Raw genomic sequence first — 25,666 nt, 5'->3', positions numbered from 1 at the left:
GCTGAATAATAAGTTACACCAATTGTTCCGCTGCCAGTTTCTTTAACAAGGGCACTACCCGGTCACAGCCTTCCTGCAAGGGAAGGATAACGGGGATCTGGTATTTTATCTCATAGTCATTGCGGAACGCCGCTGCTTCTTCCGGTGAACAATCCTCGGTATTCAGCGCGATGGCAATGACCCTCGATCTGTAATGACGTATCAGTTCCATTTCTGAATCCAGGGAAGGGATCTTACCCCATTGCTCCACATGATCATAATATTTTCTTTTGGGGGCATGGACCAGGACTACGTGACGGGCTCTTCCGGAGATCAGCATTTCTGAACCGCAGGGGCCGCTGGGATTTCGCAGGGCTGCCTGGCCTTCGATCAGGATCAGATCGGCCTTTGTTTCTTTGGCGCAGGTGAGAATGGCGTTTTCCAGTTCTCCGCCGGTAAAATCGTTCAGGGTCGAATCGAAAATAAAACCATATTTCCCTCCCTGCAGCCAGCCGGTCTGCCCGGTATAGATCATCTGTGCGTTTAGGCCTGCCTGTTGGCTGGCATTCATCAGGAACCGCGCGGTAGTCCGTTTGCCCAGCGAGCAGTCGGTTCCCAGCAGGGCGACGATGGGCGTTTTTAAAGCAAGGATATCTCCTGTCCAGAAATGCAGGTCTTTTCTTTGTTTGGGTTTGCGGACATCGATGAGCTGAACACCGTACTTTCCCGCCAGCTCTACTATATCGGCACGTTCCGAAAGATAATCATGCAGGCCATTTACGATCGAGACCTTGTTTTGGATGGCAGTCCGGACATCATCGATCATGGAAGGAGGAAAAATCCCTCCGGTTGTCGCCACCCCGACGATACAAAAGGCTGGTTTATGAGCCAGGGCTTCCCCGACCGTAGCATAAACGGGTATATTTCTGTGTTTTCCATCCAGTACCTCTCCCGCGTCTTTGCCGGCCTGCAAGGGATCGACCAGGCCAACGATCCTGAAACGATTGCTTTCCCGGATAAGACCATGCGCGGTCTTGGCATCTGCTGTATGTAATAAACCTGCTGTCAATACAATGGCTGTTTCCATAATTTCACGTATTTCACGATTCTGCGCTAAATTGGCTTTCCGCTAAATTATCACTTACCCATCACATGATCATAAAGGATCTTCGATACATTGGCCTCCGTGTCCGCTGCCGAATCGAGACTGGCAATACCCCTGGATAAGAGGACGACCACATATTTCCGGCCATCCGGCAGGAAGACGATACCGGAATCATGACAAATGCCGTCGATCGAACCGCTCTTGCTGGCCACCTTTACCTCTTTTGGAAGTTTGCCGGCGATCTTATTGGTAAAATGCTGATCCAGCAGAATTTTGATCATCGATTCACAGGCGGTCTTACTAACGATCTTTCCCTTGGCGATCCGTTCAAAAACAAGCATCAGGTCATAGGAGGTCGTCGTATTATTCATATTTAACTTAAACGCCTTGTCATCTTCCACGCCTCTGAGGACCTGGATATCTTTGGCGCCGATCGATTTCATCGTCTTCATGACATTTTTAGCGCCAACGATCTCGATCATCAGATTGGTGGCCAGATTACTGCTTTGCGTGATCATGCGGTACAGCAGTTCAGAAATGGGCAGTTTCGTACCGGCCATCCGGTAAAGAGCCGTTTCGCTGTCCTGGACCGAATCGAGATTATACGGACTGTTATCGACGATACTTAGGAAATTGGTATGGATGATCACCGAATCCGTAAGCGCGAACTTATGTGCGGCGGCTTGTTTGTAGGTCTCGATCATCACCGGTGTTTTCATCGTACTGGCCGCATGAAAATTATCATGTTCATTATAAAAGAATGTTTCCCCGGTACCGAGATCCTTAAAAGCTACGGCAAAAGTACCGGTGGGTTGTTTGGCGAATTCAGCCAGGATATCCTTTCTTAGCTGAGCCGTGTCTCCCGGTGCAGCTTTAACGTCGGGAATAACTGAAGAGGCAGTACCAGCAGTAAAAGCTGAAAAATTCGGTGCAGTCGGAACAGCCGGGCTATTCGAACCGGAAAGAAGACCGGTGGCCAGGATAAAACCAAAAAAATGTAGCATACTATTAATTTTAAAAATATTAATTAATTGAATATATCGATTCGATCTCAGCTATTCGGTTTTTCCGTGTTTGACCGGTCTCAGCAATACCCCGTCAAAATCCATATCCGACGCAGGATCGATGCCCTTCAGTTTAACCTGGTCGAAAGTCCCTTGTGGATCAAGGGCAAAACTGACATAGGCATCTGCTTTCAGATCCCTGTTACGGAACCTGGCAATGAAAGTATCGAACTGATAATGATCCAGATCGGCAGCCAGTTCCGGCAGGTTCCTGAACCGGAGAACAAGACGGTCGTTCTCGAGCGTTATATCGACAGGGCCGTAAAGCGTATCTGTATAAGCACCGGCATAATTTGCCATGGGAAGCGAAGCCTTGCCTAAGGCCGTTACTGCGGATCTTGCTGCCAGTTCTCTTTTCTCCCGGTTTTTTTCCAGGTTATCTCTTTCATCCCTTTCTTTTTTCTCCTTAACCAGGGCCGAATCGAGTTGTTTTTTATAACCGCCGATCCAGTCGAACTGGCCATTTTGTAAATAATAATCGAGTATCTGGTATATGATGGCCCAATAAGCTCCGGATGATTCCTGGTTGGTGAAGATGGAAATTCCCAGGTTAAGTTTGGGGACCAGGGCTATTTGGGAGACGAAGCCGCTCAGCATACCTCCATGACAGACGATCTGTGTACTTCCATAATTAAAGGACCGGAACCCGAGGGCATAACCGCGGAAATTCATTTGGGCCGGTTTAAGTTCTTCGGGCATATTCTCGATGGGCATAGGAGTAACCACCTTCCATAATTCACGGGTGGCGGAAGGCTGGAAAAGGCGGGTCTTATTCGGCGCCATTCCGGAATCCAGTTGTGTGATCAGCCAACGGGCCATATCGTTTGCATTCGTACAGATTCCTCCGGCAGGATTTCCGGCATCACCGATGTCCAGGTTCATAAAACGGTCCACCGTTTTTACCTTTCCGTCCAACCGGGTATGTGCCATGGCGACATTGGATTGGTCTTTCAACGTTGAAAAACGGGAAATACTTTCGGACATGCCCAGCTTATCGAAGATCCTGGTTCGGATAAATTCTTCCCATTCCATACCTGAAACGGCTATTATTACCTCACCTGCAGCCAGGTAAAGGATATTGTCATAGGCATAGGTTGTCCGGAAACCCCGTGTCAGGGGAATCCGGGAGAGTTTACCCACAATCTCCTTCCGGCTGTAGGCGGAAGGAGGGAAGATCATCAGGTCGCCTGCATAAGCAGGTATCCCGCTATGATGCACCAGCAGATCCCTGATTGTCATATGCATGGTTATGTAGGGATCGGACATCCGGAACCAGGGCAGGTGATCGATAACAGGGTCCTCCCATTTTAATTTGCCTTCTTCGACCAGCAAGGAAAGAGCCGTGGCCGTGAAGGCCTTTGTATTGGAGGCGATAAGGAATAAGGTATGAGCATCAACGTGAGCGGTGTCTCCCAGTTTTTTTAGGCCATAACCCCTGGTCAGCAAAACTTTTCCATTTTGTACGATGGATATGCTCAATCCCGGTACTTCGAAAGTCTGCAATGCTTTTTCGATATAGTTGTCGAGACCGGGTGGAAGACCGGCGGGAATTTCCGAAACGTGGCCAGTTCTTCCTATTGCAGATTTTCCGGTAGATTGTCTGGTCGATTTTACGGCAGATTGCCCGGCCACGGGCAAGTCCAATATCAGTGTCAACGCCAACGTCATTGCTATCGTCATCGTCAGTTGGGGGCCAGCAGCCAGCAATAAAGAGAAACTATAGGATCTATATTTAAAAATATTCATGGCTTGTCTTTATATAATCAATTGATCTTTTCCACATAAAATTCCTTTGCCCTTATCCGTTCCTGTTTGGCTTCCTCGGGTCTTTTTAATTTTTCCAGGATTTCTGCCCGGTACTGCTGACATTTTCCCGCAACATAGGAATCTGGAAAAGAGCCGGCAGAACGTGTCAGTAAAGCATAACCCTGTTTCAGCAGGGAACTATCCTTATTATTACGAAGGGCTGCTCCTTGTAGAAAATCCCGGTACCATTCCCGGGCAACCGGGTTCATGCGTCCGGCTTCTTCCATCACGGGAAAGGGTGGGAGTTGTTTGGCGATCAGATTCGGTTGGACAGGGGGCAGCGGCATTTTAAAAAATGCTTCCAGGGCAAGGAGAAATGCGCTGGCCTCCCGGGCATTATACGCTTCCTGTTTCAGCCGGTTTTCTTCTCCGGCGTTTGTAAAAAAAGAAGCTTCGGCCAAAATGCCGGGGATTCCGTAGGTGTTTCGCAGAACTGCCGCTCCGTCGGTAGGGAAAACGGTATAATCCGAATTAAGACTCAGCGTTGTTTTTCCGGGATAAAAATTTTTTTCCAAAGAAAGGGCCAGTAATTTCCCCAGGGCTACACCCGCAAGATTCTCCGAAGCGCTGCCGTGAAAATAAATTATGGGAAAATTTACAGCACTATCGGCCGTGGCGTTATGGTGAATGGAGATAAAGGCATCTGCTTTTCCATCGAGGGCTAGTTTGGCGCGGGCATCCAAAGGAACAACCACATCCGTAAGCCGGGTCAGGATCGTCGTGGCGCCTTTTTCTTCCAGCAATTTTTGCAGAGCCAGGGCGACCCGGAGATTGATCCATTCTTCCCGTTCTCCGGAAGGGCCGACCCGGTAATGATCTGTGTTTGCGGTGCCTCCATGACCGGCATCGATGCAAATGATCTTACCGGACAAGGAAGAACTATTTTTATTCGGGGTTTCTACGGATGGCGCAGTAGCAGGCGCAACGGTCAATTTACGGGTAAAAAAATCCGCGACAGCCTCATCCACCTTTAGCATATTGGAATATTTCATCCAGTGGTGGGTCTCATCGGGAATCATCAGTTGTTCAAAGGGGAAACCTTTTTTTTCAAAACGCCGCACCAGGTCAAGGGTCTGATGGAAGGGAACATTGCCATCGTCGTCTCCATGAATAAGGAGTACCGGAGAAGTCCAGGTATCCAGGAAGCTGATGGCGGAGGACACACGCAGACGTTCCCGGGCCAGACCGGCATCGGGAGCCTGCTCGCCTTTAGGGTCGGGCCCCTCTTCCAGGTAATTATGTTCCCCGTGAATATCCACCCCGGCGGCGAAAAGTCGGGAATCATGTGCGAGGGCGAGCGCGGTAAGAAATCCGCCATAAGATCCCCCGTAAATACCGATACGTTTGGCGTCCACCTGGGGTTGGGCGGCCAGCCATTGCCCGGCCGCTTTAATATCCTGGTATTCGGAGGCGCCATACATACCGGCATTTTGCGGGTTCTGAAAATCAAAACCATAACCTATCCCAAGCCGGTAGTTCACGGAAAGAACGATGAATCCCTGACTGACGAGATATTGGTTCAAGGCATAAGTATTGGAATAATAATCTCCATAGTGCCATCCCAAAAGCATCTGCCTTTCGGGGCCACCATGAACAAAAAGGATGGCGGGTCTTTTGGTATTGTTCAAGGTTTTGCCTGCTCTATCAGTTTTATATGCCGGTTCGAAAAGTTGCCCATAAACCGGCTTGCCGTCGGCGGCGGTAAACTGAACCGATCTTGGCGTCACCAGCTGCGTAAGAGGGAAATCGGAGCGGATAAGTTGCCCGCCGGGTAAGGGTATTGGTATACCACCTGCAGGTTGGAAAGATATTAGCGCAGGAAGACCGGGTCGTTGAGCCGTCGCGCTGATCATAACCAGCGTGGAATCATCACCGGTAATGACGGGGATACTTTCGATTCCATCGCCTTGCGTCAGTATTTCCATATCCGCTTTATCCACAGAAACCCGGGCAATATGCCGGCGGTCCCTGTCATCGGGTTTGGGCCCGGTATTGGTGCTGAACACCAGCCATTTGCCGTCCGGGCTTACCCGGATATGTTCTGCGATAAAAGGCCCATTTGTCAGTAAAAGCGGACTGCCTCCGGTGGCAGGCATGGAATAGAGATGTGGCCAGCCGTCCTGGAAGGATACAAACACAATCCGTCCGGTGCTTGTCCAGTGCAGATTAAACCCGCCCTGGGTGGACGGAGCGGAAGCTTCCACCGTTTCCGGCGCTTTCCATAACAGCGTGGCTTTTCCCGTGGCAACAGCAGAACTTCCCGTGGCCACATCGGCAGACCAGATAGCCCAGGGCTCTTTATTTCGTGCCGTCAGCGAATCGGGAGCGCCGCCGGATGCCGGCCGGCGTATAAAAACCAGCTTTTTTCCATCCGGAGACCAATTGGGGAATTGGTCGCGGGAAAAAGCTGGGGCGATCCATTGAATAGGAGAGAGGGAATCCGAATATACACCGATCAAAGAATGGTCTCCCCGGTTAGCTACAAAGGAAAGCCGGTAACCATCGGGTGACCAGGCGATGGACCGGCTTTTGCCCTTTGTAAAAAAAAGTTGTTTGGCGGTTTGTGATCCGTCAATGGGAGAGATCCATACCTGGTCGTTCTTAATAAAAGCCAATTGTCTGTTATTCGGGGCGATTACGGGATGATCGCCGTTATCGAGGATGTTGGGTTTACCTCCTTCGAAAGGGATACTGATTACTTGTACTTTTGGCGCATTGGGTGATGAGGAAGGGTTCCGGGCTGTGCTGCCATCATAGGCGCCATGATCGCCGCCCCGTACATACACGACCCATTTCCCGTCGGAGGAAAGGGTAATCCCGCTGATCTCCTGTCCTTCGTCAATGGAATAATCCGTCAGTCTTCGCAGCGAAAAAGACGGCCCTTCGGCTACATATATATTCCGTATGCCTTTTTCATTGATGGCCAGGGCGATCCTGGATCCCGTGGCTGCACTGGTAAGCTCTGACGGAAAGGGATAGCCGGTGACTGCCTCTGCTGTAAAAGGGTTGTCCTTTCCCTTAGTGTCAACCTTTTGCTGGAACCGGGTTTGAGCCGATCCGTTAAAGGTTTCCGACAGAAAAATAATATGAAAAAGAATGAAAAACAGGGATCCTTTTTTCATCAGGAAGAATTTGAATGAGTCAGGTACCCACCAGGTTTGGCCTGGCTTTGCCCGGTTGGGTAAAGAAGATGGCCGGTTAAGGCCATCTTCTTTGTAAAAACCGATATTCTTTTGTATCAGGAATATTCAACTCCTGCAATGTGCATGCATGCTGCTCTATTTATCCCAGAATAGTTTTTCGTCCAATCCGGTGATCGTAGGAACATTGGCCCCATTACGACTGGTCTCAATACTGGGATAAGCGACCCTTCTGATAAAGCTGCTCATGGCTGCATTCTGCGGGAGGCTGAACCCTTTATATTTATAGTCATAACGCCGGGCATCTACCCAGGCTTCCGGATTCAGGAACATGACCACATATTTTTCCTTAAAGATCAGATCGAGTGTAATATTGGCATCACCAACACTGACAGAGGGATCGTTCACATAAGTATTCTTGTCTGCCGGAGCGACTCCCAATTTATCCATATGCGCTTTGATACCTTCGATATAGGCCTGGTAAGCACGGGGTTTGTCATTGGAACGGAAGGCCGCTTCGGATTCAATGAACTTCATTTCGGCATAAGTTACCAATTGCAAGGGAGCGCCTGTCTTGGAATAAAAACCATCGATCCACAAATAGGACTCCTCATGGTTGGTACCTGTTCCGATACGGCCGGCCCCGTTAGGAGTACCCCGGTAATCTCCGAATTTGGTAATAGAGGCGATTAGTGGTAACCGTGGGTCGGGAAGACCATAGTTTGTACCATTCAGTGCATTTACGAATTGTGAACTCAGCCAACCGTCCAGATTTAATTGTGTATTATCGTAGGCAACCTGGTTCCAGGGGCTTCTGCCGTCAAAAGCAGTCAAGGTCGCATCGTCATTGCTGCTGGTATAGGCATTACTCAAGGCGTCCAGGATAGCAGTGGGATTATAGCTGCTGGTTTTAGACAACTCATTTAAGAACCTGGCTTTCAGGGCATATGCTGTTTTAATCCAAGCGGAAACAACGCCGCTATGAATTAGATCACTTGCCGGATCCAACGTAAAGATAGCATCGGTCTTTTTCAGATTGGCAATGCCTGCGTCCAACAGTTTTATACAGGAATCCTGGAGATCAGCTTGTTTATCAAAATGAGGAATCAGCAGCTCTTTTCCTTTTAGCGCCTCGCTGTAAGGGACGTCGCCAAAGGTATTGGTGAGCATATTCAGGTTCAAGGCCATTAATACCTGGCCGACTCCTAAATGGAGAGTTGCGCCTGATGCCGCTGCTTTATCGTTCATCTGCCTGATGTTCATCATCGTTGTATAAAAGGATGTCCATCGGGAGGAATAATCCACTTCATTATAAATATCTGCATCACTTGCTTTAGAATCAGAAGACAGGTATTGTGTAAAATAGGAAACAGTTTTCCCCATCAAATATTCGTCGTAAGCAGTATTATAAGTGCTGAATCCCAAAAGACCGTTTAGGGGAGGGTCGGTGACCAGATTGGGATTATCCAGTTTATCAAGGTATTTGGTACAACCCGTAAAACCAGCTATCAGAAAAGCAGCTATAGCAATATTATGTAATTTTTTCATTTTGCCGGGATTTAGAAGTTGAGATTTACAGAAAGAATAAAGCTACGTGTGGCCGGATATGTAAATCCGGAGAAACCATCTGATACATTTCCTGCACTTGTGCTGCTGGATTCCGGATCATAACCTGTCCATTTCGAATGAATCCAGAGATTATTGCCTGAAAGTGTGACCGAAGCTCCTGTCAAAAAGTTTGTCGGAGTCAGCCATGCTGATGGAATTGTATATCCCAGGCTGGCTGTCCGGAGGCGAAGCCATGAGGCATTTTCTATAAAGGTCTCGGAGGCGCCCCTGTAATTATTCCTATAATAACCACCCGTATAATTAACTCCATCGGCTCCTACTCCCTGGCCTAACCATACGGCCTTGGTATTTTGGGTTCCGTCGGCCAATACGCCCTTGAATACCTTGGTATCGAGACGGTCTTCAGCACCCTTCTGCAAGGCAAAAGAAGCCATAAAATTAGCCAACTGATTGTAGCGATATAATCCTTGTTGTGCGTCGAAGAGGAAGAACAGGCTGAACCCTTTATACCTTAAGGTACTGCTGAAACTTCCGATCCATTTTGGCTGGGAATTAGCAATATACTGTTGTTTGGTTGCCGGATTCAGAACAGGAAATCCATTTGCTCCGATGACCATGGGGCGGCTTCTATCGAGATTGGCCAGATCCTCGTGATCGCTTCCGAAATAACGTTGATAGGTACGACCAAATAAAGCGCCTACCGGATAACCTGGGATGAACTTCTGCGTTACAGTAGAACTCAGATAACCATATTGGCTTCCCATGGGAGTTTCTGTCAGTCCGGGATAAATGGTCAATACCTTATTCCGGTTGCGGGTAAAGTTCAATTTCACATCCCATCCAAAATTTGGGGTTTGTATAGGAGTTCCGCTAATGCTGAGCTCGATGCCTGAGTTGCGGATACTTCCGGAATTCAGGTATACAGCGTCTAATCCGGTTGGAACAGGCACTTTTACAGGAATGATCAGGTCTTTACTGGTATTGTTATAGTAAGTGAAATCCAGACCCAGGCGATTCTTCAGGAACTTCAACTCTGCTCCGCCTTCATAGGAGGTAGTGAATTCAGGACGTAGATGCGGATCTCCTGATTGCGGATTCAGGCTAAAGGGCAGAACACCGTTGGTATAAGGGGTGCCTATATCAAATCCATTCGAAGTAGCGTAAGTAGCTGCATCCTTACCGATCTTGGACGCCGAGAATCGTAATTTTCCAAAAGAGGCCCAGTACGGGAGCTTGAAATTTTCCGAGAATACCCAGCTAAGACTGGCCGAAGGGTAAAAGAAAGAACGGTTCTCCTTGGGAAGGGTTGAAGTCCAGTCATTTCTTCCTGTCAGTGTCAGGTAGAGAAAATTATCCCAACTTACTGTCCAGTCGGCAAAAACACCAATGATCCGATAATCTCTGATCGTGTTCTTTCCAGTAACCTTTTTAGCATTGCTCATATTGTAAAAGGAAGGAACAACAAGCGTATCGCCCCTCGTAAAGATGGACGTTCTCCGGGTATCGAACAGGTCATGTCCGATCTTAAAGGAAGAGGTCAGGTGACTGCCGACATTACTCTTAAAGTTCAGCATGAAGGTTGAATTCAGAATTCTGTTCTTGGCGCGGTACTCCTGAATGGTGCCATATCCGAAATCATCAGGATAGATTTCTCCTGTTACACCCAGAGGGCCAGGAGTTGTTTGGGTTCGGGCATCGTTATATAAATCAGCACCAAACCGGTAATTGAGATCCAGCCATTTTACTGGTGAATAAGTAAAATGCGTATTGGATACAATGCGATCCACATCGTCGACATATTTTTTTCCATAAAGCAGATAAATCGGGTTGTAATTATCCGGGCCATAGACTTTTTCGGCTCCATTAGGCAAAATATAATCCCACATATCCACCCGTGGCGCCCAATAGGTCAGGTTTTCGCTATATCTGTCCGCGTTTCCACGGCGGCCTCCTGATTTTATATAATTTAAAGATGTACCCATTTTAACCTTTGGGGAAAAGGTGAATTCGCCTCCTGCCTTTACCGAATAATTTTTATAATCTGTAAACGGCATAATACCGTCCTGGTTAAACTGGGAAAAAGATCCGTTAAAGATGGCCTTTTCTGTCCCGCCTGAAATATTAAGGCTGTTCCGGAAGGAATTGCCAGTTTTAAACCCTTTTTTATAGTTGTTGAAAATATGGTCGGGGTGTGTTGGGTCGATTACTTTGGCTTCGGCTATTGTAGGCCCATAAGCTGGCCAGAAACTGGTAGGGTCATAGACCCCCATCCATCCCTGAGTAAATTTAGTTTGAGTTTCGGGATACATATCGATCTGGTCCCTGCTCGCAGTACTGGTATAACTAGCCCGCAATTTACCGGCCTTTCCGGATTTCGTGGTGATGATAATAGCACCATTTGCAGCGCGAAGACCATATAAGGCGGTAGCAGCACCACCTTTCAGGATATTAACAGATTCGATATCATCGGGGTTGATATCAGAGGCCCGGTTACCCATACCCATGAGACTGCTGCCGGTAGCATCATCTTTGGTAGCTCCATCGCTGACGTCCGATGTGTTGTCGATTGGAATCCCATCTATAATAAAGAGAGGTTGAAAATCTTTTGCAGGATCAAGTGAATTGATCCCCCGCAGGATGATCTTGGCTCCCTGACCAGGAGCGCCGCCACCGGAATTGATCTGTAAACCGGAGGCCTGGCCTTGCAGGGCATTGACGATATTTGGCTGATGACTGGCAGTCAGCGCATCCCCCTTTACTTCCTGGGCGGAATAACCCAGAGACCTTTTTTCCTTGCGGATACCCAGAGCCGTAACGGTCACTTCCGTCATGTTCGATTTTTCATCTGACAGGATAAAGTTGGCTGTTGCAACCGCATTTTCTGTTACCGTCACATTTCGGATATCGCTTCCATATCCGATGGCGGAAACCTGTAATTTATAACGGCCCGGCTTAATACCGGAAATCGAAAACTGACCGTCTTCACCCGCGGCACCTCCCTTATTGATACCCAATACGATAACAGAAGCATTGGCAAGAGGCTCTCCTTTTTGATTGGTGATCTTTCCTTTGATACCGCCATCTGCCAGCACACCTGTTTCATTGGTAGCGGGAGCAGTTGTTTCGGAAGAGGATAAAGGGCTTTTGGTTTTCTTGAAGATAATATTCCCGTTCACCATTTCGTATTGCAAGCCGGTTCCTGTCAGTAGTTCGGTTAATACCTTATCTGCGCTTTTGTCTTCAGCTGCATAATTGATATTCGTATATTCGGCTACGTCGCCGGTCTTATACGAAAAGGGCAGGTGTGTGGCCATTTCTACTTTCCTCAGCGCCGTTTTCAGGGTTACATTCTTCAGATCCAGGGAGATCCTGATCTTTGTCAGATCCTGCCCCGAAGAAGCATTAGCCCAGAGTAGTCCGTTTAGGGAGAGAAAAAAGGCCAGGATCATCATTCTCATAAGTAGTGCTTTCATTTTAAGCTCTGTCGTTGCCTTAAGACAGGAACTGGATCTGACCACGCATGGCGATAAATTACCGTGCATTTTTTGATTAAAAATCATAGCTTTGGTTGGTTTAAAAATTCTTGAACAGGATTTACTAAACTTCAGGCCGGACCAGGTTACGACTGGTTTGGCCTTTTTTTTACGCTAGGGGGTGACCTATTTTTTTATTTTTTCTATAGTATATATGTTTTATATGTTTTATAAATAATTGGCTTATAACCTTACACATTGAATTATTTAATCGTAAACTCGTCCTTACCGGTGACCAATTGGGTGTCCGTCAATTCACAGAGCACCTCAAGAACCTTCTTCAGACCGGATTCCTTCAATAGTGAAGTGGATACCCGTAAGTGTTTGACGGACTCCTCCGCTATCCCGATCTTTACATTGTAGATCCTTTCCAGGTCCGATATGATATCTGCCATGGCATAATCATCATAGATAAGTTTTCCGGCCTGCCAGGCAGAGGTTTCGTCTGCTCTGACCTTTTTTTCTTTCACGACATTATCCTGGTTTCCGATACTGACCTGTTGTCCCATGGTCAGAAGGGCAACCTCCTTATTGGCATAATTTACTTTTACTTTTCCCCGTTGAACGGAAACCGTGATTTTTTCAAGACCAGGATAGGCTTTAATATTAAAGGCGGTTCCCAAAACCTCCGTACTAACTTTCCCGGAGTAAATAATAAAAGGGATCTTATCTGCGTGTTTAACATCAAAAAATGCTTCTCCGGTTAAAACGACTTCTCTTTTGTCTTTGCCGAAGGATTCCGGGAATACCAGCGTACTGGCTGAATTTAGCCAGACCTGTGTGCTGTCGGGCAACAACAGGTATTTGTACTCGGACCTTTCTGTTTTTTTCATTACCAATTGCCCGGCGGCCGAAAGACCATCAGCCTTATAAGCATGTGCAGGCCTCGTCTTCATCCAGATCATTCCTCCTGCCAGGATCAGCAAGGTTAGCGTGAAAGACAGGATTTGCCGTCTTCTCCTTTTAGTGTCCCTGACTGGAGATAACTCACCCAGCCCGGGTACAGCCGACAACTCACCGGAGCTATCCACAAATACTCCATGGGGCTGCCTTGTTACTATTTCTTCTTCCTTCAGCGGCATAATCTTTGGTTCCAGCCCATTTTCGGCATATAGCTCTTCTTCATAGGCTTTCCGGATCATTTCCCGGAAGACAGGGTCGCTATCTTCCCTTTTCAAAAAAGCGAAGACCTCTTCAAACTCGGCTTTGGTGCAAGTATTGGCAAGGTATTTTCCAAACAGGTATTTGATCCGTTCTTCCATTAATAAAAGTATAAATGCAGGATAAGTGTGAGTCCGACCGGCAGATTACCGGAGGGTATAATCATATAGACGAAGCAGGGAGAAGATGTTCCTATTGCCGGGGAAACTTTTTTTTCAGGAGAGTGGGAACGATTTTCAGGAAGGTTACAGGCTGTTCCAAAACAGGAGGATCAATCCGACCAGACCGGAAAGAAAACGCTGAATGGTATGCAGCGCAAGGGAAAGCTGGTTTTTTACCGTATGCCGGGAGATAGAAAGCTCATCGGCGATTTCCTGGTAATTCAATCCTTTTTCGCGGTTGAGCCGGTAGATCAGCTTACGTTGAGGGGGCAATTGGTCCACGGCTTTATGGATCATGGAGTGGCATTCTTTGGCCTGCAGCAATTCCTCCGTTTCCAGGATGGAAAAATTGGTCTTTTTCCAGAGTGCTTCAAGGAGGCGTTGGTCGGCAGCCGTTTTTCGAAGAAAATCGATCAGTTTATTTTCTGTAACCCGGTATAACCAGGCTTCGACATGTTGAATGTCGCCCAATCTTCTCCTGTGTTCCCAAAGTTTCAGAAAGACTTCCTGTAAGATATCCCTGGACTGCTGATCGGATTTGGTAACACGAAAGACGAGACGATATAAGGGTTGTTCCAGCTTTTGGTACAAATCTCCAAAAACCAGTTCAGACGCTTTTTCTGCTCCTGTCCCATGTGTATGATGCAAATCCAAATTTCTATGCAATTAGGTGGTTTATTGTTCTTTTTCTTTCGGATTTTACCCGATCAATGCTAAAGGTAATAAAAAAATAATTTTAAGAACTCAGTTGTTTATAAAAAATGATAATAAACATTATGCTCCTGGAAGGTAGGTTTTATCCATGTTTAGGAAAAATATTCAAATAATTTAGAAGGTACTTGATGGATTAGAGGAATAAATTAGGGACATTATTAATATATGAATTAGGCAAATATGTGTAAGTATATGTTAAATAAGATTAAAAGCACCTTATCAGATTTTTTTTCGCTCATATATTTTTAATTTCATGCTGATCATCTTTTTCATGCTGATCATTTTTTTTGCCTCCTTCCTGATCTCCCTGCTGACTGTAAGCTATCAATCTGTCAAGGCAGCCCTTACCAACCCGGAAAAAAATCTTCGGACCGAATAAAATCTCCCATAAATTCAAAAAAGTTAGAATTAGTTCCCAAAAAAACTAATGTTTTTTACTCCAATTTGCTAAAAATATTAGTATATTGCAGCTGTATTAATCCTTTTCATGTACAATCCTTTTATCTTGTTAGCTCCCGGGGTATTGGATTCTCTGGTCAGATCCGGGAATGGATGGTTTGTACGACAGACTTTTAATGAGGAAAACGGCGCGTATCTGATCAGTCATTACCATGACCGGGCAGATGCCGCCCGTCATTATGAGGCCATAGGATCCGATCCCTACCGGAAAATTTATGCCCTGTCGAACCCTGTACAGCGGCAGCAGTTAATGGTAGCGGCCAGTCAGCCGGCGGGTTACAAGATCTACACCGCATTACTGAAGGATGAATGGCATCCAACCGGTCTGATCGAACGGAAAATCCGTCTTTATCTTAAACGACGGTTGCATTGGATGCCCGGAAGGAAGGACAAGGTCGAGGCGAAATTGTTTACGAAATTTGGCGAGCTTTTTATTATCTTAAAATTCCAAACCCGTGAAGTAAGCGTGCCGCTGGCTGACATTGACCATATTTGATCCGGCAAGTTCCTGACCTGTGAACCATTTATCAGTTTAAGCATTTTTCAGTTTAACCATTAACCTTGAAATCTATTAACCATGTGTTACGATATATCCTATACCTCCGGTATCGAACTTATTACCGATTATCTGCCCGGTTTGCATATTGAAGAGCAGCTCAATATTCCTTTTGAACTTTTTGATCATGTACAGGCCCAATCCTACCGAAAGTATCCGGTTATTCTTTTCGAAGCAGGGGAGTACAAACTCAGATCTTTTGAATGGGGAGTAATTGCGGATTATATGAATACCCCGGAGGCGATAAAAAAGAACCGCAACTGGATGTGCAATGCCCAGAGTGAAAAGATCCTGGGAGATAAAAAATCATATTGGCGCAGGATTCGCAAACAACGCCTGCTGATCCCGGTTACAGGAATTTATGAGCATCGTCATATAAAGGGTTGGAAAAATACAGTCCCCTATTTGATTCACCAGGCTGACCGGCCTTTATTTTGTCTTCCGGGTCTGTATAACTATTCTCCTGTTCCCGATCTGGAGACAGGGGAGGTAAGGGGCACCTTTACAGTGATCACCCGGTCTGCCAATGCCCTGATGAAAAAGATCCATAACGGAGGGCCAAATGCGGGGCGAATGCCCTTGTTCCTGCCAAAGGAAAAGGAGCTGGAATGGCTGAAGCCCGATCTGAATGACGAGGAACTTCAATCGATCCTGGATTATGAATTACCACCGGAAGAGTTGGACGATTGGCCGGTTTTCACTATCCGTACTACCAAGGAGCGTCCGGATCATAAGACAAAGACAGAGCCTTTCGAATGGGCAAACCTTCCTCCCCTGGGAGTGGATGATCCCGCCGATCAAAAAAGCCTGTTTTAAAACATCGCCTGTTTTAAAAAAAGCCCCCGCTAAGAATAGAAAGGGCTACCATTGATTAATAACGTACTACTAAATGCTGCCTCTTCCTTGTTTATTAACTGGAATATCGTCAGCCCCCTGCAACCCGCGTCGGGTAAGGGATATCTTTATAGTAAAATCTTAACAAACTCTTTGCGAAAGGTCAATTTTGAAGGGTCGAAAAATTGACATGAACTGTACGAAGCGTTATTCTGTAAGGGCTTTAAGAGCTAATCAGAGGGCCCTAACCTGTCTACTTTAAATCCTAATAAAAAGCCAAGATATAAACTATTTAATAATTATAAAAATAAATAATTCGTTTACTTGAAATCAGTGAATTGGCTATCGTGAACCATTAAATCATTTATTTTGGATAATTCTATAGAACATCGGGCCTTTATTTGCACCATGGAAATGGATCCAAGGTATAAGACGGTTAGAATTCTACTTACGGAAGGCCATATAAAAAATCTCAGCCAGCTTTTAGAAGAAGCAGATAAAACTCCTTTGGCCCGCGATATCCGGACCAGCCCGGAGCGATTCAATAAATTGATAGAGAATCCTGCTTTATTTATGCTGGGCGATATTTATTCCATGGCCCGGGTGATCGGTGTGGAAGAAAAGAAAATCTTTGAGATCATCCATGCCGAATGGCTAAATTTAAAAAAATAGCTCTTTTCTTTTTTCAAGGCACCTATTTTCCTAACACATTTTTTACCGCCACATTTTCTCTGGCCCCGATTTTCTTTGCCTCACTTTCTTTCCCTGCCTCCCTTTCTCTTCCTGTTTCGGGCATAATTTATTTTTGTAGTAAATTTGCCAAATGGAAGATTCATTTATCATTACTGTTCAATACAAAGGCGCTGATCGTGATTTTGAATCCGTATTATTGCAGCAGGGTTATACCCATAAATTCCAGGTTAATGTGGAGGGTACCGATGTATATTTCGAAAGAGATGAAGAAGGGAGTTACCGGGCCATACTTCCACCAATGCCGGATGGAGTCCAGGATCTCCATAAAGCCGGACATTCCGCCGGCCATATGGATATATCCTTGCTAAAACTGATCGCCGCAAAGATCGAAGAGATCCTTGCATAGGGTTTCATCCTTCCTTACTCTTTTTGCCAGGCGTTCGAGGTCAGGTCATAGTGTTTCATTTCGTCGATGTTTCCGAAGAAGGGTTTCAGCAGATTAAAAAATGGCATAAAATCACCGCTTTTCCTAAAACCGTTGAGATGGTCGTTCACGGACGTCCAATGGATTAGAATAATGTAATGGTTGGGTTCCTCATTACCGTGGATCACCTGATAGCCCAAACAGAAAGGAGAGGCTTTCAGGTATTTTCCTGCTTCCTGGTAGGCCAGTTCAAAATTGTTATGACTGTCGGCTGGTATCGTATACCGGATAACTTCCATCGAATAATTTTCTTTTTTCATGGCGTTTTGTTTTGTGTTTTGAGCATGGCTGTTACGGCTGAAAATCAGCAGGGATAATAAGGCGAATAAAATATTCCTTTTCATTTTTTTTGTTTTTTAAAGTGAAGTAAAAATTTTATGTTTTTAATAAGGAAGGACAAGATTAGCGATAGCGGATTATCCAAACAATACCTTACTAAAAAGTAGGGTGGCAGACCCTCCGGGCTTACCAAAAAGTAGGCCCATGCAAAAAATTTTTCTATCGCCTATTTTCACTTACTTTGTACCCGAATGATACAATTAAACGATAAAAACTTTACCTGCCCGGTAGATGTGACCCTTGGTTTTATCGGAGGTAAGTGGAAATTGCTGATCCTTTCAGGTTTGCACCATAATGCCAAAAAAAGTTTTAGTGAATTAAGGAACGATCTTCCGGGTGTATCAGAAAAAATGCTGAGTCAGCAATTGAAAGAACTGGAGCGGGATAAATTGATCGAAAAAAAAGTGATATCCGTCAAGCCCTATCGGGTGGAATATCATCTGACAGAAACTGGTATTTCCTTATCCCCTTTGTTTGATTTCATCAGTGAATGGGGGATCCGGTATCTGAAGGAGAACGGGATCGAATATCTACAGGATCAGCATTTGTACAAATAAAAATTCGAAAAGGCATAGCCATGAAAAATATTCCGACATTATATGATTGGGCCGGTGGCAAAGAAGTACTGGAAAAACTGATGTCCGACTTTTACGATAAAGTATTGCAGGATGAGATACTGGCTCCGGTATTTATGAATATGTCGGAGGCACACCGGCTGCATGTTGCTCATTTTATCGCGGAAGTATTCAAAGGGCCTCGTTTGTATACGGAAGGGGATGGGGGTAGCCATGCTGACATGGTCAGCCATCACCTGAACAAGATGCTGACCGAAACCCACCGCAAAAGATGGATCCAACTTTTATTGGAGACGGCCGATCAGAATGGGATTGCGGATGACCCGGAATTCAGGTCTGCTTTTGTCGCTTATCTGGAGTGGGGTACCCGTTTAGCGGTCCTTAATTCCCAAACGAAAGAAAACCCCATAAAAGAAGGGGAGCCTATGCCTGCCTGGGGATGGGGCGAGACCGGAGGTCCCTATTTACCCGGATAAGTATCCACCACAGCCCAGCTATGTATTTGTCCTCTTGAAAGCGAACATAATCAATATCATATACGGACAGTTTAAATAAATAAAATATATATAATAAACTAAATAACAATAAATTATAATTTGGCATTTCTTTGGGTATCCTTATTATTCAGTATGGAAACCAAATAAAACAGAAATGTTAAGAAACTATTTTAAGATCGCTTTCAGAAATATAGTCCGGCACAAAGCCTTTGCGGCCATCAATATTGCAGGGCTGGCCATTGGCATGGCCTGCAGCATTTTCATTTTGCTGTGGGTACAAAATGAATTGAGTTACGACAAATTCCACAAAAACTCGGGTACTATTTACCGCCTTACTGCTGGTGGTGCAACCAATTCCGGGCCCATGGTCCCCGAACTGAAGGCAAAAATTCCCGCTATAAAAAACTTTGTCCGCCTCTTATTTGTCCAGCCCACGACTACCGTTTTTGCAATGGGCACAAAAAGGTTTGAAGAAAAAGCCGTCTTCTATGCCGATTCTACCTTGTTGCAGGTATTTTCATTTCCATTAATAAATGGGAGTGCCGAAACCGCGTTGACGAGGCCCGATGCTGTTTTAATAACGGAGGATATGGCGAAGAAATATTTTGGCCATGAAGATGCGATGGGGAAAATTTTAAAAAGGAATAACAAAGACAACCTGGTGGTTACAGGCGTGCTCAAAAATATTCCGGCCAACTCTCATTTGCAATTTGATTTTATTATGCCGATGTCCGCCATTGCACAGTCGGACTGGCGTTTGCGGGATAACATCTGGCCAAGTTATGATTTCTTTGACTATATACAACTCGATGAAAAATTCAAGGCCACGCCAGTTGCCTTAGCGGGGCTTAACAGGCAGATAAATAAAATTGTCGGAGAACATATAAAAGAGAATCCACCCAATATCAAACTGCAGCCTTTAGCTGATATTCATTTGCGCTCTGATTACCACTCCAGTTTGCCCGGTCAGGGCAATATCCAGTATGTAAACACATTTTTTGTTGTGGCGTTGTTTATTCTGGCAGTAGCCTGTATCAATTTTATGAACCTGGCCACCGCAAGGTCTGCGCGCCGGGCAAAAGAAGTGGGCCTGCGCAAGGTGGTAGGAGCGGGCCGCATGCAACTAATCGGTCAGTTCCTCGGCGAGTCATTATTCATTTCATTTATTGCTTTGTTGATTGCTGTTGGTTTGGTAGGCTTGTTGCTACCTGTTTTTAGTAACCTGGCGGGCAAGGAACTTTCTATACAATTATTGGATGGAAAATTAATAGCCTTGCTGCTCGGCCTCGCATTATGTACCGGGCTTATCTCCGGCAGTTATCCTGCTTTGTTCTTATCTGGTTTTAAGCCGGTGGAAGTGCTGAAAGGTAACCGAGGCAGCCGATGGTTACGATCGAGCCCGGAGCAAGGGACGACGCTCTGGGCGAAGTTCATGAAAATGATGGGGAGTAATTTAAATTTCCGTAATGGGTTGGTGGTCGTGCAATTTGTTGTTTCGATAGTATTACTCGCAGGGACGGCCCTTGTTTACAAACAGTTGAATTATATCAGGAACAGGAATCTTGGGTATAATAAATCGAACCTGCTTTATATGCCGATGTCCGGAGATATGGGGGACAAACAAAGAGCATTAAAAGCGGAGCTCCAAACGAACCCGCTTACGGCAAACTTTACAACCATTAGCGACCAGATATCCGATCTGGGCAGCAGCACTTACGGCGTAGAATGGGAGGGAAGTACGTTGGCGGATAAAAATATCTGGTTTTCAAAAACATGGGTGACCGATGGTTTCTTCGATGTCCTGGAAATGAAGATGGCAAGCGGACGAGCTTTGTCTGCTACTGAATTTGCCGATTCGGGTAATTATGTGATTAATGAAAAAGCGGCAAAGATTATGGGGATGACCCCTACAACTGCCATTGGTAAATCGCTTACGTTTTCGGGCGACAAAGGAATTATAGTAGGAGTAGTAAAGGATTTTAATTATAAATCGGCGCAAACAGCCATTGAGCCAATGATCCTTGCGTTCAATAAATGGAATGGAGGAATTGTGTTAGTGCGTACCCAACCCGGAAAAACAGAAGCCACCATTCAGGCATTAGAGAAAATAAGCAAACTGCTAAATCCTGCTTTCCCCTTCTCCTATGGTTTTGTTGACCAGGATATTAATAATTTGTATAAGGGTGAGCAACAAATGGGCAATCTGTTTAATGTATTTGCGATAATAGCCATTTTTATTTCCTGCATGGGTTTGTATGGGTTGTCGGCATTTATGGCTGAACAACGCACCAGGGAAATCGGTGTAAGAAAAGTGCTGGGAGCATCAGTATTCAATCTTGTGTATTTGTTATCAACAGGGTTTACAAAACTTGTATTAATTGCCATTGTAATTGCCATACCTATTGCATGGTTTGCCATCAATAAGTGGCTCAGCAGTTTTGCTTATCGTATAAATGTTGGTTGGACTATTTTTCTGATAGCCTCATTAGGTGCATTAGCAATAGCATGGATAACGGTGAGTTATGAGTCTGTAAAAGCAGCAATTGTTAATCCTATAAAGAGCTTGAGAACTGAGTAAGGTTACCACCAATCACTGAGTAAAATACAACTTCGTCTCGTACTCCATTTTAACAAGTTCGTTCTCTTTATGCGTAGCATATAATTCCTCCAAACGTTCGATCATATCCGCATAACGGGGATCATTTTCCTGAGGTATAAAAGAGGAGGAAAGCACCAGACCTTTTAATCCTTCGAAATCCAGGAGCCTTATAGTGGAATATACCTGGGTTCCCATAGCATAGGGATAAAAAAAAGAGGTAATGACCTGTTCGTTTGCTCGTCCGGGTCCCTTGTAGTCCGTTGCGAAGGACAGGAAGAATTCTTCATAGGCTTTTAAAAATGCCGTATGGGTCAGACGTTCATACCAGATCAGTACGATATGGCCGCCGGGTTTCAGAATGCGCAGGAATTCTTCTTTTGTCTCCCTGGGATCCATCCAATGAAAAGCCTGGGCGACAGTGATCAGGTCGATATGGTGATCTGCCAGACCGGTTTTTTCTGCCCGTCCGTCCAGACTGAAGAAACGTTCATAACCGCCCAGGTGTTCTTCCGCGGTTTGCCGCATGGACATATTCGGTTCCACACCTGTCACGGAGTAACCTTTCAATAAGAGCATCTCTGTAAAAATGCCGGTACCCGAACCGATATCGGCGATCTGTTGTCCTTTGCGTAAGCCAATGGTATTTTCCAGGAAGGGGATGATCTCAGGGGGATATGAGGGACGGTATTTTTCATAATTACCCGCCCGGTTGGAAAACCGCCCGGTTGGGTCTAGCTCATGTAACGGATTGGCCATATCTGCAAAATTAACTACTGTGTCGTAAATTAGCACTTCTCAAATAGGTTAAATTGTGGAAATTTCTGGATCACCTGTTATGCAGCGGAAAATCATTCATATCGATATGGATGCCTTCTATGCTTCCGTGGAGCAGCGGGATCATCCGCAGTACCGGGGCAAACCCATCGTAGTGGGTGGTTCGCCGGAGGGCCGGGGAGGGGTAGTAGCTACAGCCAGCTATGAAGCCCGTAAATTCGGGATAAGATCGGCCATGTCCTCCAAAAAAGCCTTGCAGCTTTGCCCGGAGGTGACCTTTCTTCGACCCCGCTTTGATGCTTACCAGGAGGTGTCCGGAAAGATCCGGGAGATCTTCCGCCGCTATACCGATCTTATCGAGCCTTTGTCGCTGGATGAAGCCTATCTGGATGTAACAGAAGACAAACTCCGGATCGGATCTGCCATCGAGATCGCCAAACAAATCAAACAGGCCATAAAGGATGAATTAGAATTGACCGCTTCGGCCGGAATTTCCATCAATAAATTTGTTGCCAAGATCGCTTCCGACATGAACAAACCGGATGGGCTTACCTTTATCGGACCCTCCCGGGTGGAATCATTTATCGAAGCATTGGCCGTAGAAAAATTCTATGGAGTGGGCAGGGTCACTGCGGAAAAAATGAAAAAGATGAATCTGCATACAGGGGGCGATCTGAAAAAAATGACGGAGACGGAACTGGTCAAACATTTCGGAAAGACCGGACGTTTTTATTACCAGATCGCCCGGGGAATAGATAACCGGGAAGTGCAGCCTCATCGGGAGACCAAATCGCTGGCAGCCGAAGATACCTTTGCCTTTGACCTGACTACCCTGGAGGAAATGAGCCCGGAGCTGGAAAAAATTGCACAGATAGTTTGTACCCGTTTACAAAAGTATAGCCTGAAAGGAAGAACCATCACCCTAAAAATAAAATACAACGATTTCAAACAGATCACCCGAAGCCGTTCCCTGTCGGAACCTGTGGACGACTTTCCAACCATATCCGCCACGGCGATCGAATTATTAACCGGCACCGATCCTGAAGGCAAGCCGGTCCGTTTACTGGGCATCTCCCTTTCCAATTTTGACGATGCGGCCGCAAACCCGGAACAGGACCGTGAACGGAAAGTTGCTGGTAAAAATCAACGAGGGCAAGGCCGAAATCGTCCGGGGCAATTGGAGTTATTCTAAATGAGCTACATGTGCGGACACCGCCACCCATTTTCATTTCACTCCGCCCGCAAACTTTTGACGGGATTGGCCAAGGCCGCTTTTACCGATTGGAAACTTAGCGTAACAAGTGCGATCAGGATTATGATCAGGGCTGTCCAGGCGAACAGGGGCCAGCCAATGGAAACCCGGTAGGCAAATTGTTGGAGCCAGCTATTCATAACATACCAGGCGATGGGGGTGGCGATCAATATAGCGATGAACACGAGTTTAATAAAATCTTTGGCCAGCAACCGGATGATCCCGGTTACGCTTGCCCCTAATACTTTTCTTACCCCGATCTCCCGGTTGCGTACCTGCGCGGTATAGGCAACAAGACCCAGCAGTCCCAGACAGGAAATAAGGATGGCAATGGTAGAAAAAATTTGGAAGAGCGATCCTTCGCGTTGCTCCGACTGGTAAAGCCGGTTAAACGTATCATCCAAAAATGAATATCCGAAAGGATAATCGGCGTTATATTGTTTGAACTGGGTTTGCGCGGCAGCGATTGCCCCTGCAGCGTCCTTTCCTTTGGTTTTTATATAGATCTGATAGAATCGGTCCGGCTGGATAAAGAAGATGGCAGGGCCGATCTTTTCTTTCATAGAGGCAAAATGAAAATCCTTTACCACACCGATAATGGTTCCGTTGGTCTTCCATAACTTAAACCGTTTACCGATAGGGTTTATTATGCCGATCTCCTTTATGGCCGCTTCATTCAGGATAAAATGGGCAGAATCGGATTTGGCATCCGTAAAGCCTTTGCCTTCCTGCAGATGCATTTTGAAGAAAGGAATAAAATCCTTATCGATGGCCATTGGCCGGAGAATAAACGTTTGATTGGTTGTTTTACCATCCCAGTCATTGTCCCCGGTAATGCCGCCCAGGTCCACAATATTGCTGCTGGCACGGGTAACGCTTTCCACCCCCGGCTGTTTTAATAAATTGGCTTTAACAGCATCGTAATGGGCACCCATATCACGCATCCAGAATGAAAAAACATGACTTTTATCATAACCGAGCTCCCGGGAACGAATAAAATTCAATTGGTTGCTGATCACAAACGTTCCGGCAATCAGCACGACCGAAAAAACAAATTGAGTGGTAACCAGGATCTTTCGGAATAGTACGTCTCCGATCCCGGCAGAGATCTTTCCTTTTAACGCTTTCAGGGGCTCGAAAGAAGAGAGCAGGAAGGCCGGGTAAATGCTGGATGCCGCCAGCGTGGCTGTTATCGTGCAAAAAATGATCAGCCATATATGGCCGTCGGACAAATTGAAGACAAGCTCCTTGCCTGATATTTCATTAAAGAAAGGGATCAGCAGAGGTAAAATGAATAAAGCTAAAGTAGCGGCCAGCAGGAACAGTAGCGTGGTTTCCACCATGAATTGAAGGATCAGATGGATCCTGGCTGCGCCGACTATCTTGCGCATACTGACTTCTTTTGAACGAAGCGTGGCCCGGGCAGTGGACAGGTTTACATAATTGATACAGGCAATGGCCAGGATCAGCAAGGCAATAATCGTAAAAATGTTGACGGTTTCTATCCCCGCCTTTGTTCCGTCGGCATGATATAAATGCATCCTGGATAAGGGGGATAACAGATATTCGATATCCGTATCGTCCGGTTTATGTTTGATATGGATGGTAAATAATTTGGCGGAAAGATCTTTTAACGATGCGCCGGGTTTCAGCAATAAAAAGGTCGTATAGTCGAAAAAAGAAAAATTGTTTTGGATATCGATCTTATCCTCCAGCAACTTTTTTGCCCGCAGGCTCATCGGCATAAGCATGTCCATCTGCATGCTGGAGTTCCGGGGGAAATCGCCGATCACTCCGGTCACCACGAAATTCGTCGTATTATCTGCGCTGATCACCTTGCCCAGCGCAGGCTGATTGCCAAAGAATTTTTTAGCCGTCTTTTGGGTAATAACGACCGAATGATCGTCAGGGAAGGGATTGGCAGGATTTCCGGTTACCAGGGGGAAATCAAAAACAGTAAAAAAAGACGGGTCGGTAAATACCACTTCTTCTTTTCCAAAAACCTTATCCTGGTATTTGTAAAGCGAATAAAGTTCATTACTGGTAAGACGTACCTGATCCTTTACATCAGGAAGTTCCTGCTTGGCCAGCGGTCCGATAGGGGCTACCATCTGGGTCCAGATCTGACGGCTGGCTCCGGTACCTCCGAAAGCTTCCAGTTTATAAATATCAGGTGTTTGTTTATGGAAAGTATCGAAACTTAATTCATTTTGCACCCATAACAGGATCAGGATGCCAATAGCCAATCCTGCTGTTAAACCGGCGATATTGATCACCGAATAAAATTTATTCTTCAGCAAATTCCGCCATGCGGTCTTAAAATAATTTTTAAACATAGGCTTGTTTTAAATCCAACTGTATTTCAAAGGCAA

20 protein-coding genes are annotated in these 25,666 nt (G+C 45.8%); 9 read left to right on the top strand and 11 right to left on the bottom strand.

What is annotated here, in order from left to right:
* Positions 1-13: 13 nt before the first annotated feature.
* From ACX0G9_RS03005 to ACX0G9_RS02970, 8 genes are all read right to left on the bottom strand, one after another.
* Entirely contained in the window at positions 14-1,066 is a 1,053-nt protein-coding gene (locus ACX0G9_RS03005; RefSeq protein ID WP_459063364.1) for a DUF1611 domain-containing protein, read from the bottom strand.
* 50 nt (positions 1,067-1,116) lie between these two features.
* Positions 1,117-2,088 carry a serine hydrolase gene (locus ACX0G9_RS03000; protein WP_459063363.1) on the bottom strand — a complete coding sequence of 324 codons (972 nt, stop codon included), beginning with the start codon at positions 2,086-2,088 and terminating at the stop codon, positions 1,117-1,119.
* Positions 2,089-2,139: 51 nt separating this feature from the next.
* Positions 2,140-3,894 carry a serine hydrolase gene (locus ACX0G9_RS02995; protein WP_459063362.1) on the bottom strand — a complete coding sequence of 585 codons (1,755 nt, stop codon included), beginning with the start codon at positions 3,892-3,894 and terminating at the stop codon, positions 2,140-2,142.
* Between the two features lie 17 nt (positions 3,895-3,911).
* Positions 3,912-7,076, bottom strand: a complete 3,165-nt coding sequence (locus ACX0G9_RS02990; RefSeq protein ID WP_459063361.1) for a prolyl oligopeptidase family serine peptidase — start codon at positions 7,074-7,076, stop codon at positions 3,912-3,914.
* A gap of 156 nt (positions 7,077-7,232) precedes the next feature.
* On the bottom strand, positions 7,233-8,642 hold the full coding sequence (locus ACX0G9_RS02985; RefSeq protein ID WP_459063360.1) for a SusD/RagB family nutrient-binding outer membrane lipoprotein: 1,410 nt from the start codon (positions 8,640-8,642) through the stop codon (positions 7,233-7,235).
* Between the two features lie 11 nt (positions 8,643-8,653).
* Positions 8,654-12,121, bottom strand: a complete 3,468-nt coding sequence (locus ACX0G9_RS02980; protein WP_459063359.1) for a SusC/RagA family TonB-linked outer membrane protein — start codon at positions 12,119-12,121, stop codon at positions 8,654-8,656.
* Between the two features lie 278 nt (positions 12,122-12,399).
* On the bottom strand, positions 12,400-13,458 hold the full coding sequence (locus ACX0G9_RS02975) for a FecR family protein (RefSeq protein ID WP_459063358.1): 1,059 nt from the start codon (positions 13,456-13,458) through the stop codon (positions 12,400-12,402).
* Between the two features lie 144 nt (positions 13,459-13,602).
* A complete protein-coding gene (locus ACX0G9_RS02970) occupies positions 13,603-14,184 on the bottom strand; it encodes an RNA polymerase sigma factor (protein WP_459063357.1) in 582 nt (193 codons plus the stop codon).
* Between the two features lie 301 nt (positions 14,185-14,485).
* On the opposite strand from ACX0G9_RS02970, the gene ACX0G9_RS02965 reads away from it, so the two are divergent.
* The 5 genes from ACX0G9_RS02965 (at position 14,486) to ACX0G9_RS02945 (ending at position 17,180) form a co-directional block, all read left to right on the top strand.
* Positions 14,486-14,611: a hypothetical protein gene (locus ACX0G9_RS02965; RefSeq protein ID WP_459063356.1), complete on the top strand. Its 126-nt coding sequence runs from the start codon at positions 14,486-14,488 to the stop codon at positions 14,609-14,611.
* A gap of 108 nt (positions 14,612-14,719) precedes the next feature.
* Positions 14,720-15,187: a hypothetical protein gene (locus ACX0G9_RS02960; RefSeq protein WP_459063355.1), complete on the top strand. Its 468-nt coding sequence runs from the start codon at positions 14,720-14,722 to the stop codon at positions 15,185-15,187.
* A gap of 81 nt (positions 15,188-15,268) precedes the next feature.
* Entirely contained in the window at positions 15,269-16,063 is a 795-nt protein-coding gene (locus tag ACX0G9_RS02955) for an SOS response-associated peptidase (RefSeq protein ID WP_459063354.1), read from the top strand.
* 387 nt (positions 16,064-16,450) lie between these two features.
* Positions 16,451-16,753 (top strand): hypothetical protein, encoded by a 303-nt coding sequence (locus ACX0G9_RS02950; protein WP_459063353.1) that lies wholly within the window; start codon positions 16,451-16,453, stop codon positions 16,751-16,753.
* A 151-nt stretch (positions 16,754-16,904) separates the two neighbouring features.
* Positions 16,905-17,180: a hypothetical protein gene (locus ACX0G9_RS02945; protein WP_459063352.1), complete on the top strand. Its 276-nt coding sequence runs from the start codon at positions 16,905-16,907 to the stop codon at positions 17,178-17,180.
* 14 nt (positions 17,181-17,194) lie between these two features.
* Here the strand turns inward: ACX0G9_RS02945 and ACX0G9_RS02940 are convergent, their stop codons facing one another.
* Positions 17,195-17,602 (bottom strand): antibiotic biosynthesis monooxygenase family protein, encoded by a 408-nt coding sequence (locus ACX0G9_RS02940; protein WP_459063351.1) that lies wholly within the window; start codon positions 17,600-17,602, stop codon positions 17,195-17,197.
* 186 nt (positions 17,603-17,788) lie between these two features.
* Between ACX0G9_RS02940 and ACX0G9_RS02935 the strand changes: the two genes are divergently transcribed.
* From ACX0G9_RS02935 to ACX0G9_RS02925, 3 genes are all read left to right on the top strand, one after another.
* A complete protein-coding gene (locus tag ACX0G9_RS02935) occupies positions 17,789-18,154 on the top strand; it encodes a winged helix-turn-helix transcriptional regulator (RefSeq protein ID WP_459063350.1) in 366 nt (121 codons plus the stop codon).
* 20 nt (positions 18,155-18,174) lie between these two features.
* A complete protein-coding gene (locus ACX0G9_RS02930; RefSeq protein ID WP_459063349.1) occupies positions 18,175-18,648 on the top strand; it encodes a group II truncated hemoglobin in 474 nt (157 codons plus the stop codon).
* 175 nt (positions 18,649-18,823) lie between these two features.
* On the top strand, positions 18,824-21,247 hold the full coding sequence (locus ACX0G9_RS02925) for an ABC transporter permease (protein WP_459063348.1): 2,424 nt from the start codon (positions 18,824-18,826) through the stop codon (positions 21,245-21,247).
* 12 nt (positions 21,248-21,259) lie between these two features.
* Here the strand turns inward: ACX0G9_RS02925 and ACX0G9_RS02920 are convergent, their stop codons facing one another.
* Positions 21,260-22,024, bottom strand: a complete 765-nt coding sequence (locus ACX0G9_RS02920; RefSeq protein ID WP_459063347.1) for a class I SAM-dependent methyltransferase — start codon at positions 22,022-22,024, stop codon at positions 21,260-21,262.
* A gap of 55 nt (positions 22,025-22,079) precedes the next feature.
* Here ACX0G9_RS02920 and dinB point away from each other — a divergent pair, with 55 nt between their 5' ends.
* A complete protein-coding gene (dinB, locus tag ACX0G9_RS02915) occupies positions 22,080-23,234 on the top strand; it encodes a DNA polymerase IV (RefSeq protein WP_459063346.1) in 1,155 nt (384 codons plus the stop codon).
* Positions 23,235-23,272: 38 nt separating this feature from the next.
* On the opposite strand, the gene ACX0G9_RS02910 is transcribed toward dinB, so the two are convergent.
* On the bottom strand, positions 23,273-25,630 hold the full coding sequence (locus ACX0G9_RS02910) for an ABC transporter permease (RefSeq protein WP_459063345.1): 2,358 nt from the start codon (positions 25,628-25,630) through the stop codon (positions 23,273-23,275).
* Positions 25,631-25,666 lie beyond the last annotated feature (36 nt).

The sequence above is a fragment of the Flavitalea flava genome (assembly GCF_054461575.1).
This window is presented reverse-complemented; position numbering and strand designations above follow the sequence as displayed.

Bases quoted from the DNA above. Each gene is read 5' to 3' on its own strand.
- ACX0G9_RS02945 (WP_459063352.1), top strand. From the start codon at position 16,905: ATGGAAGATTCATTTATCATTACTGTTCAATACAAAGGCGCTGATCGT.
- ACX0G9_RS02995 (WP_459063362.1), bottom strand. From the start codon at position 3,894: ATGAATATTTTTAAATATAGATCCTATAGTTTCTCTTTATTGCTGGCT.
- ACX0G9_RS02925 (WP_459063348.1), top strand. From the start codon at position 18,824: ATGTTAAGAAACTATTTTAAGATCGCTTTCAGAAATATAGTCCGGCAC.
- ACX0G9_RS02960 (WP_459063355.1), top strand. From the start codon at position 14,720: ATGTACAATCCTTTTATCTTGTTAGCTCCCGGGGTATTGGATTCTCTG.
- ACX0G9_RS02975 (WP_459063358.1), bottom strand. From the start codon at position 13,458: ATGGAAGAACGGATCAAATACCTGTTTGGAAAATACCTTGCCAATACT.
- ACX0G9_RS02910 (WP_459063345.1), bottom strand. From the start codon at position 25,630: ATGTTTAAAAATTATTTTAAGACCGCATGGCGGAATTTGCTGAAGAAT.
- ACX0G9_RS02990 (WP_459063361.1), bottom strand. From the start codon at position 7,076: ATGAAAAAAGGATCCCTGTTTTTCATTCTTTTTCATATTATTTTTCTG.
- ACX0G9_RS02930 (WP_459063349.1), top strand. From the start codon at position 18,175: ATGAAAAATATTCCGACATTATATGATTGGGCCGGTGGCAAAGAAGTA.
- ACX0G9_RS02985 (WP_459063360.1), bottom strand. From the start codon at position 8,642: ATGAAAAAATTACATAATATTGCTATAGCTGCTTTTCTGATAGCTGGT.
- ACX0G9_RS03000 (WP_459063363.1), bottom strand. From the start codon at position 2,088: ATGCTACATTTTTTTGGTTTTATCCTGGCCACCGGTCTTCTTTCCGGT.
- ACX0G9_RS02980 (WP_459063359.1), bottom strand. From the start codon at position 12,121: ATGAGAATGATGATCCTGGCCTTTTTTCTCTCCCTAAACGGACTACTC.
- ACX0G9_RS02955 (WP_459063354.1), top strand. From the start codon at position 15,269: ATGTGTTACGATATATCCTATACCTCCGGTATCGAACTTATTACCGAT.
- ACX0G9_RS03005 (WP_459063364.1), bottom strand. From the start codon at position 1,066: ATGGAAACAGCCATTGTATTGACAGCAGGTTTATTACATACAGCAGAT.
- ACX0G9_RS02935 (WP_459063350.1), top strand. From the start codon at position 17,789: ATGATACAATTAAACGATAAAAACTTTACCTGCCCGGTAGATGTGACC.
- ACX0G9_RS02940 (WP_459063351.1), bottom strand. From the start codon at position 17,602: ATGAAAAGGAATATTTTATTCGCCTTATTATCCCTGCTGATTTTCAGC.
- ACX0G9_RS02920 (WP_459063347.1), bottom strand. From the start codon at position 22,024: ATGGCCAATCCGTTACATGAGCTAGACCCAACCGGGCGGTTTTCCAAC.
- ACX0G9_RS02965 (WP_459063356.1), top strand. From the start codon at position 14,486: ATGCTGATCATCTTTTTCATGCTGATCATTTTTTTTGCCTCCTTCCTG.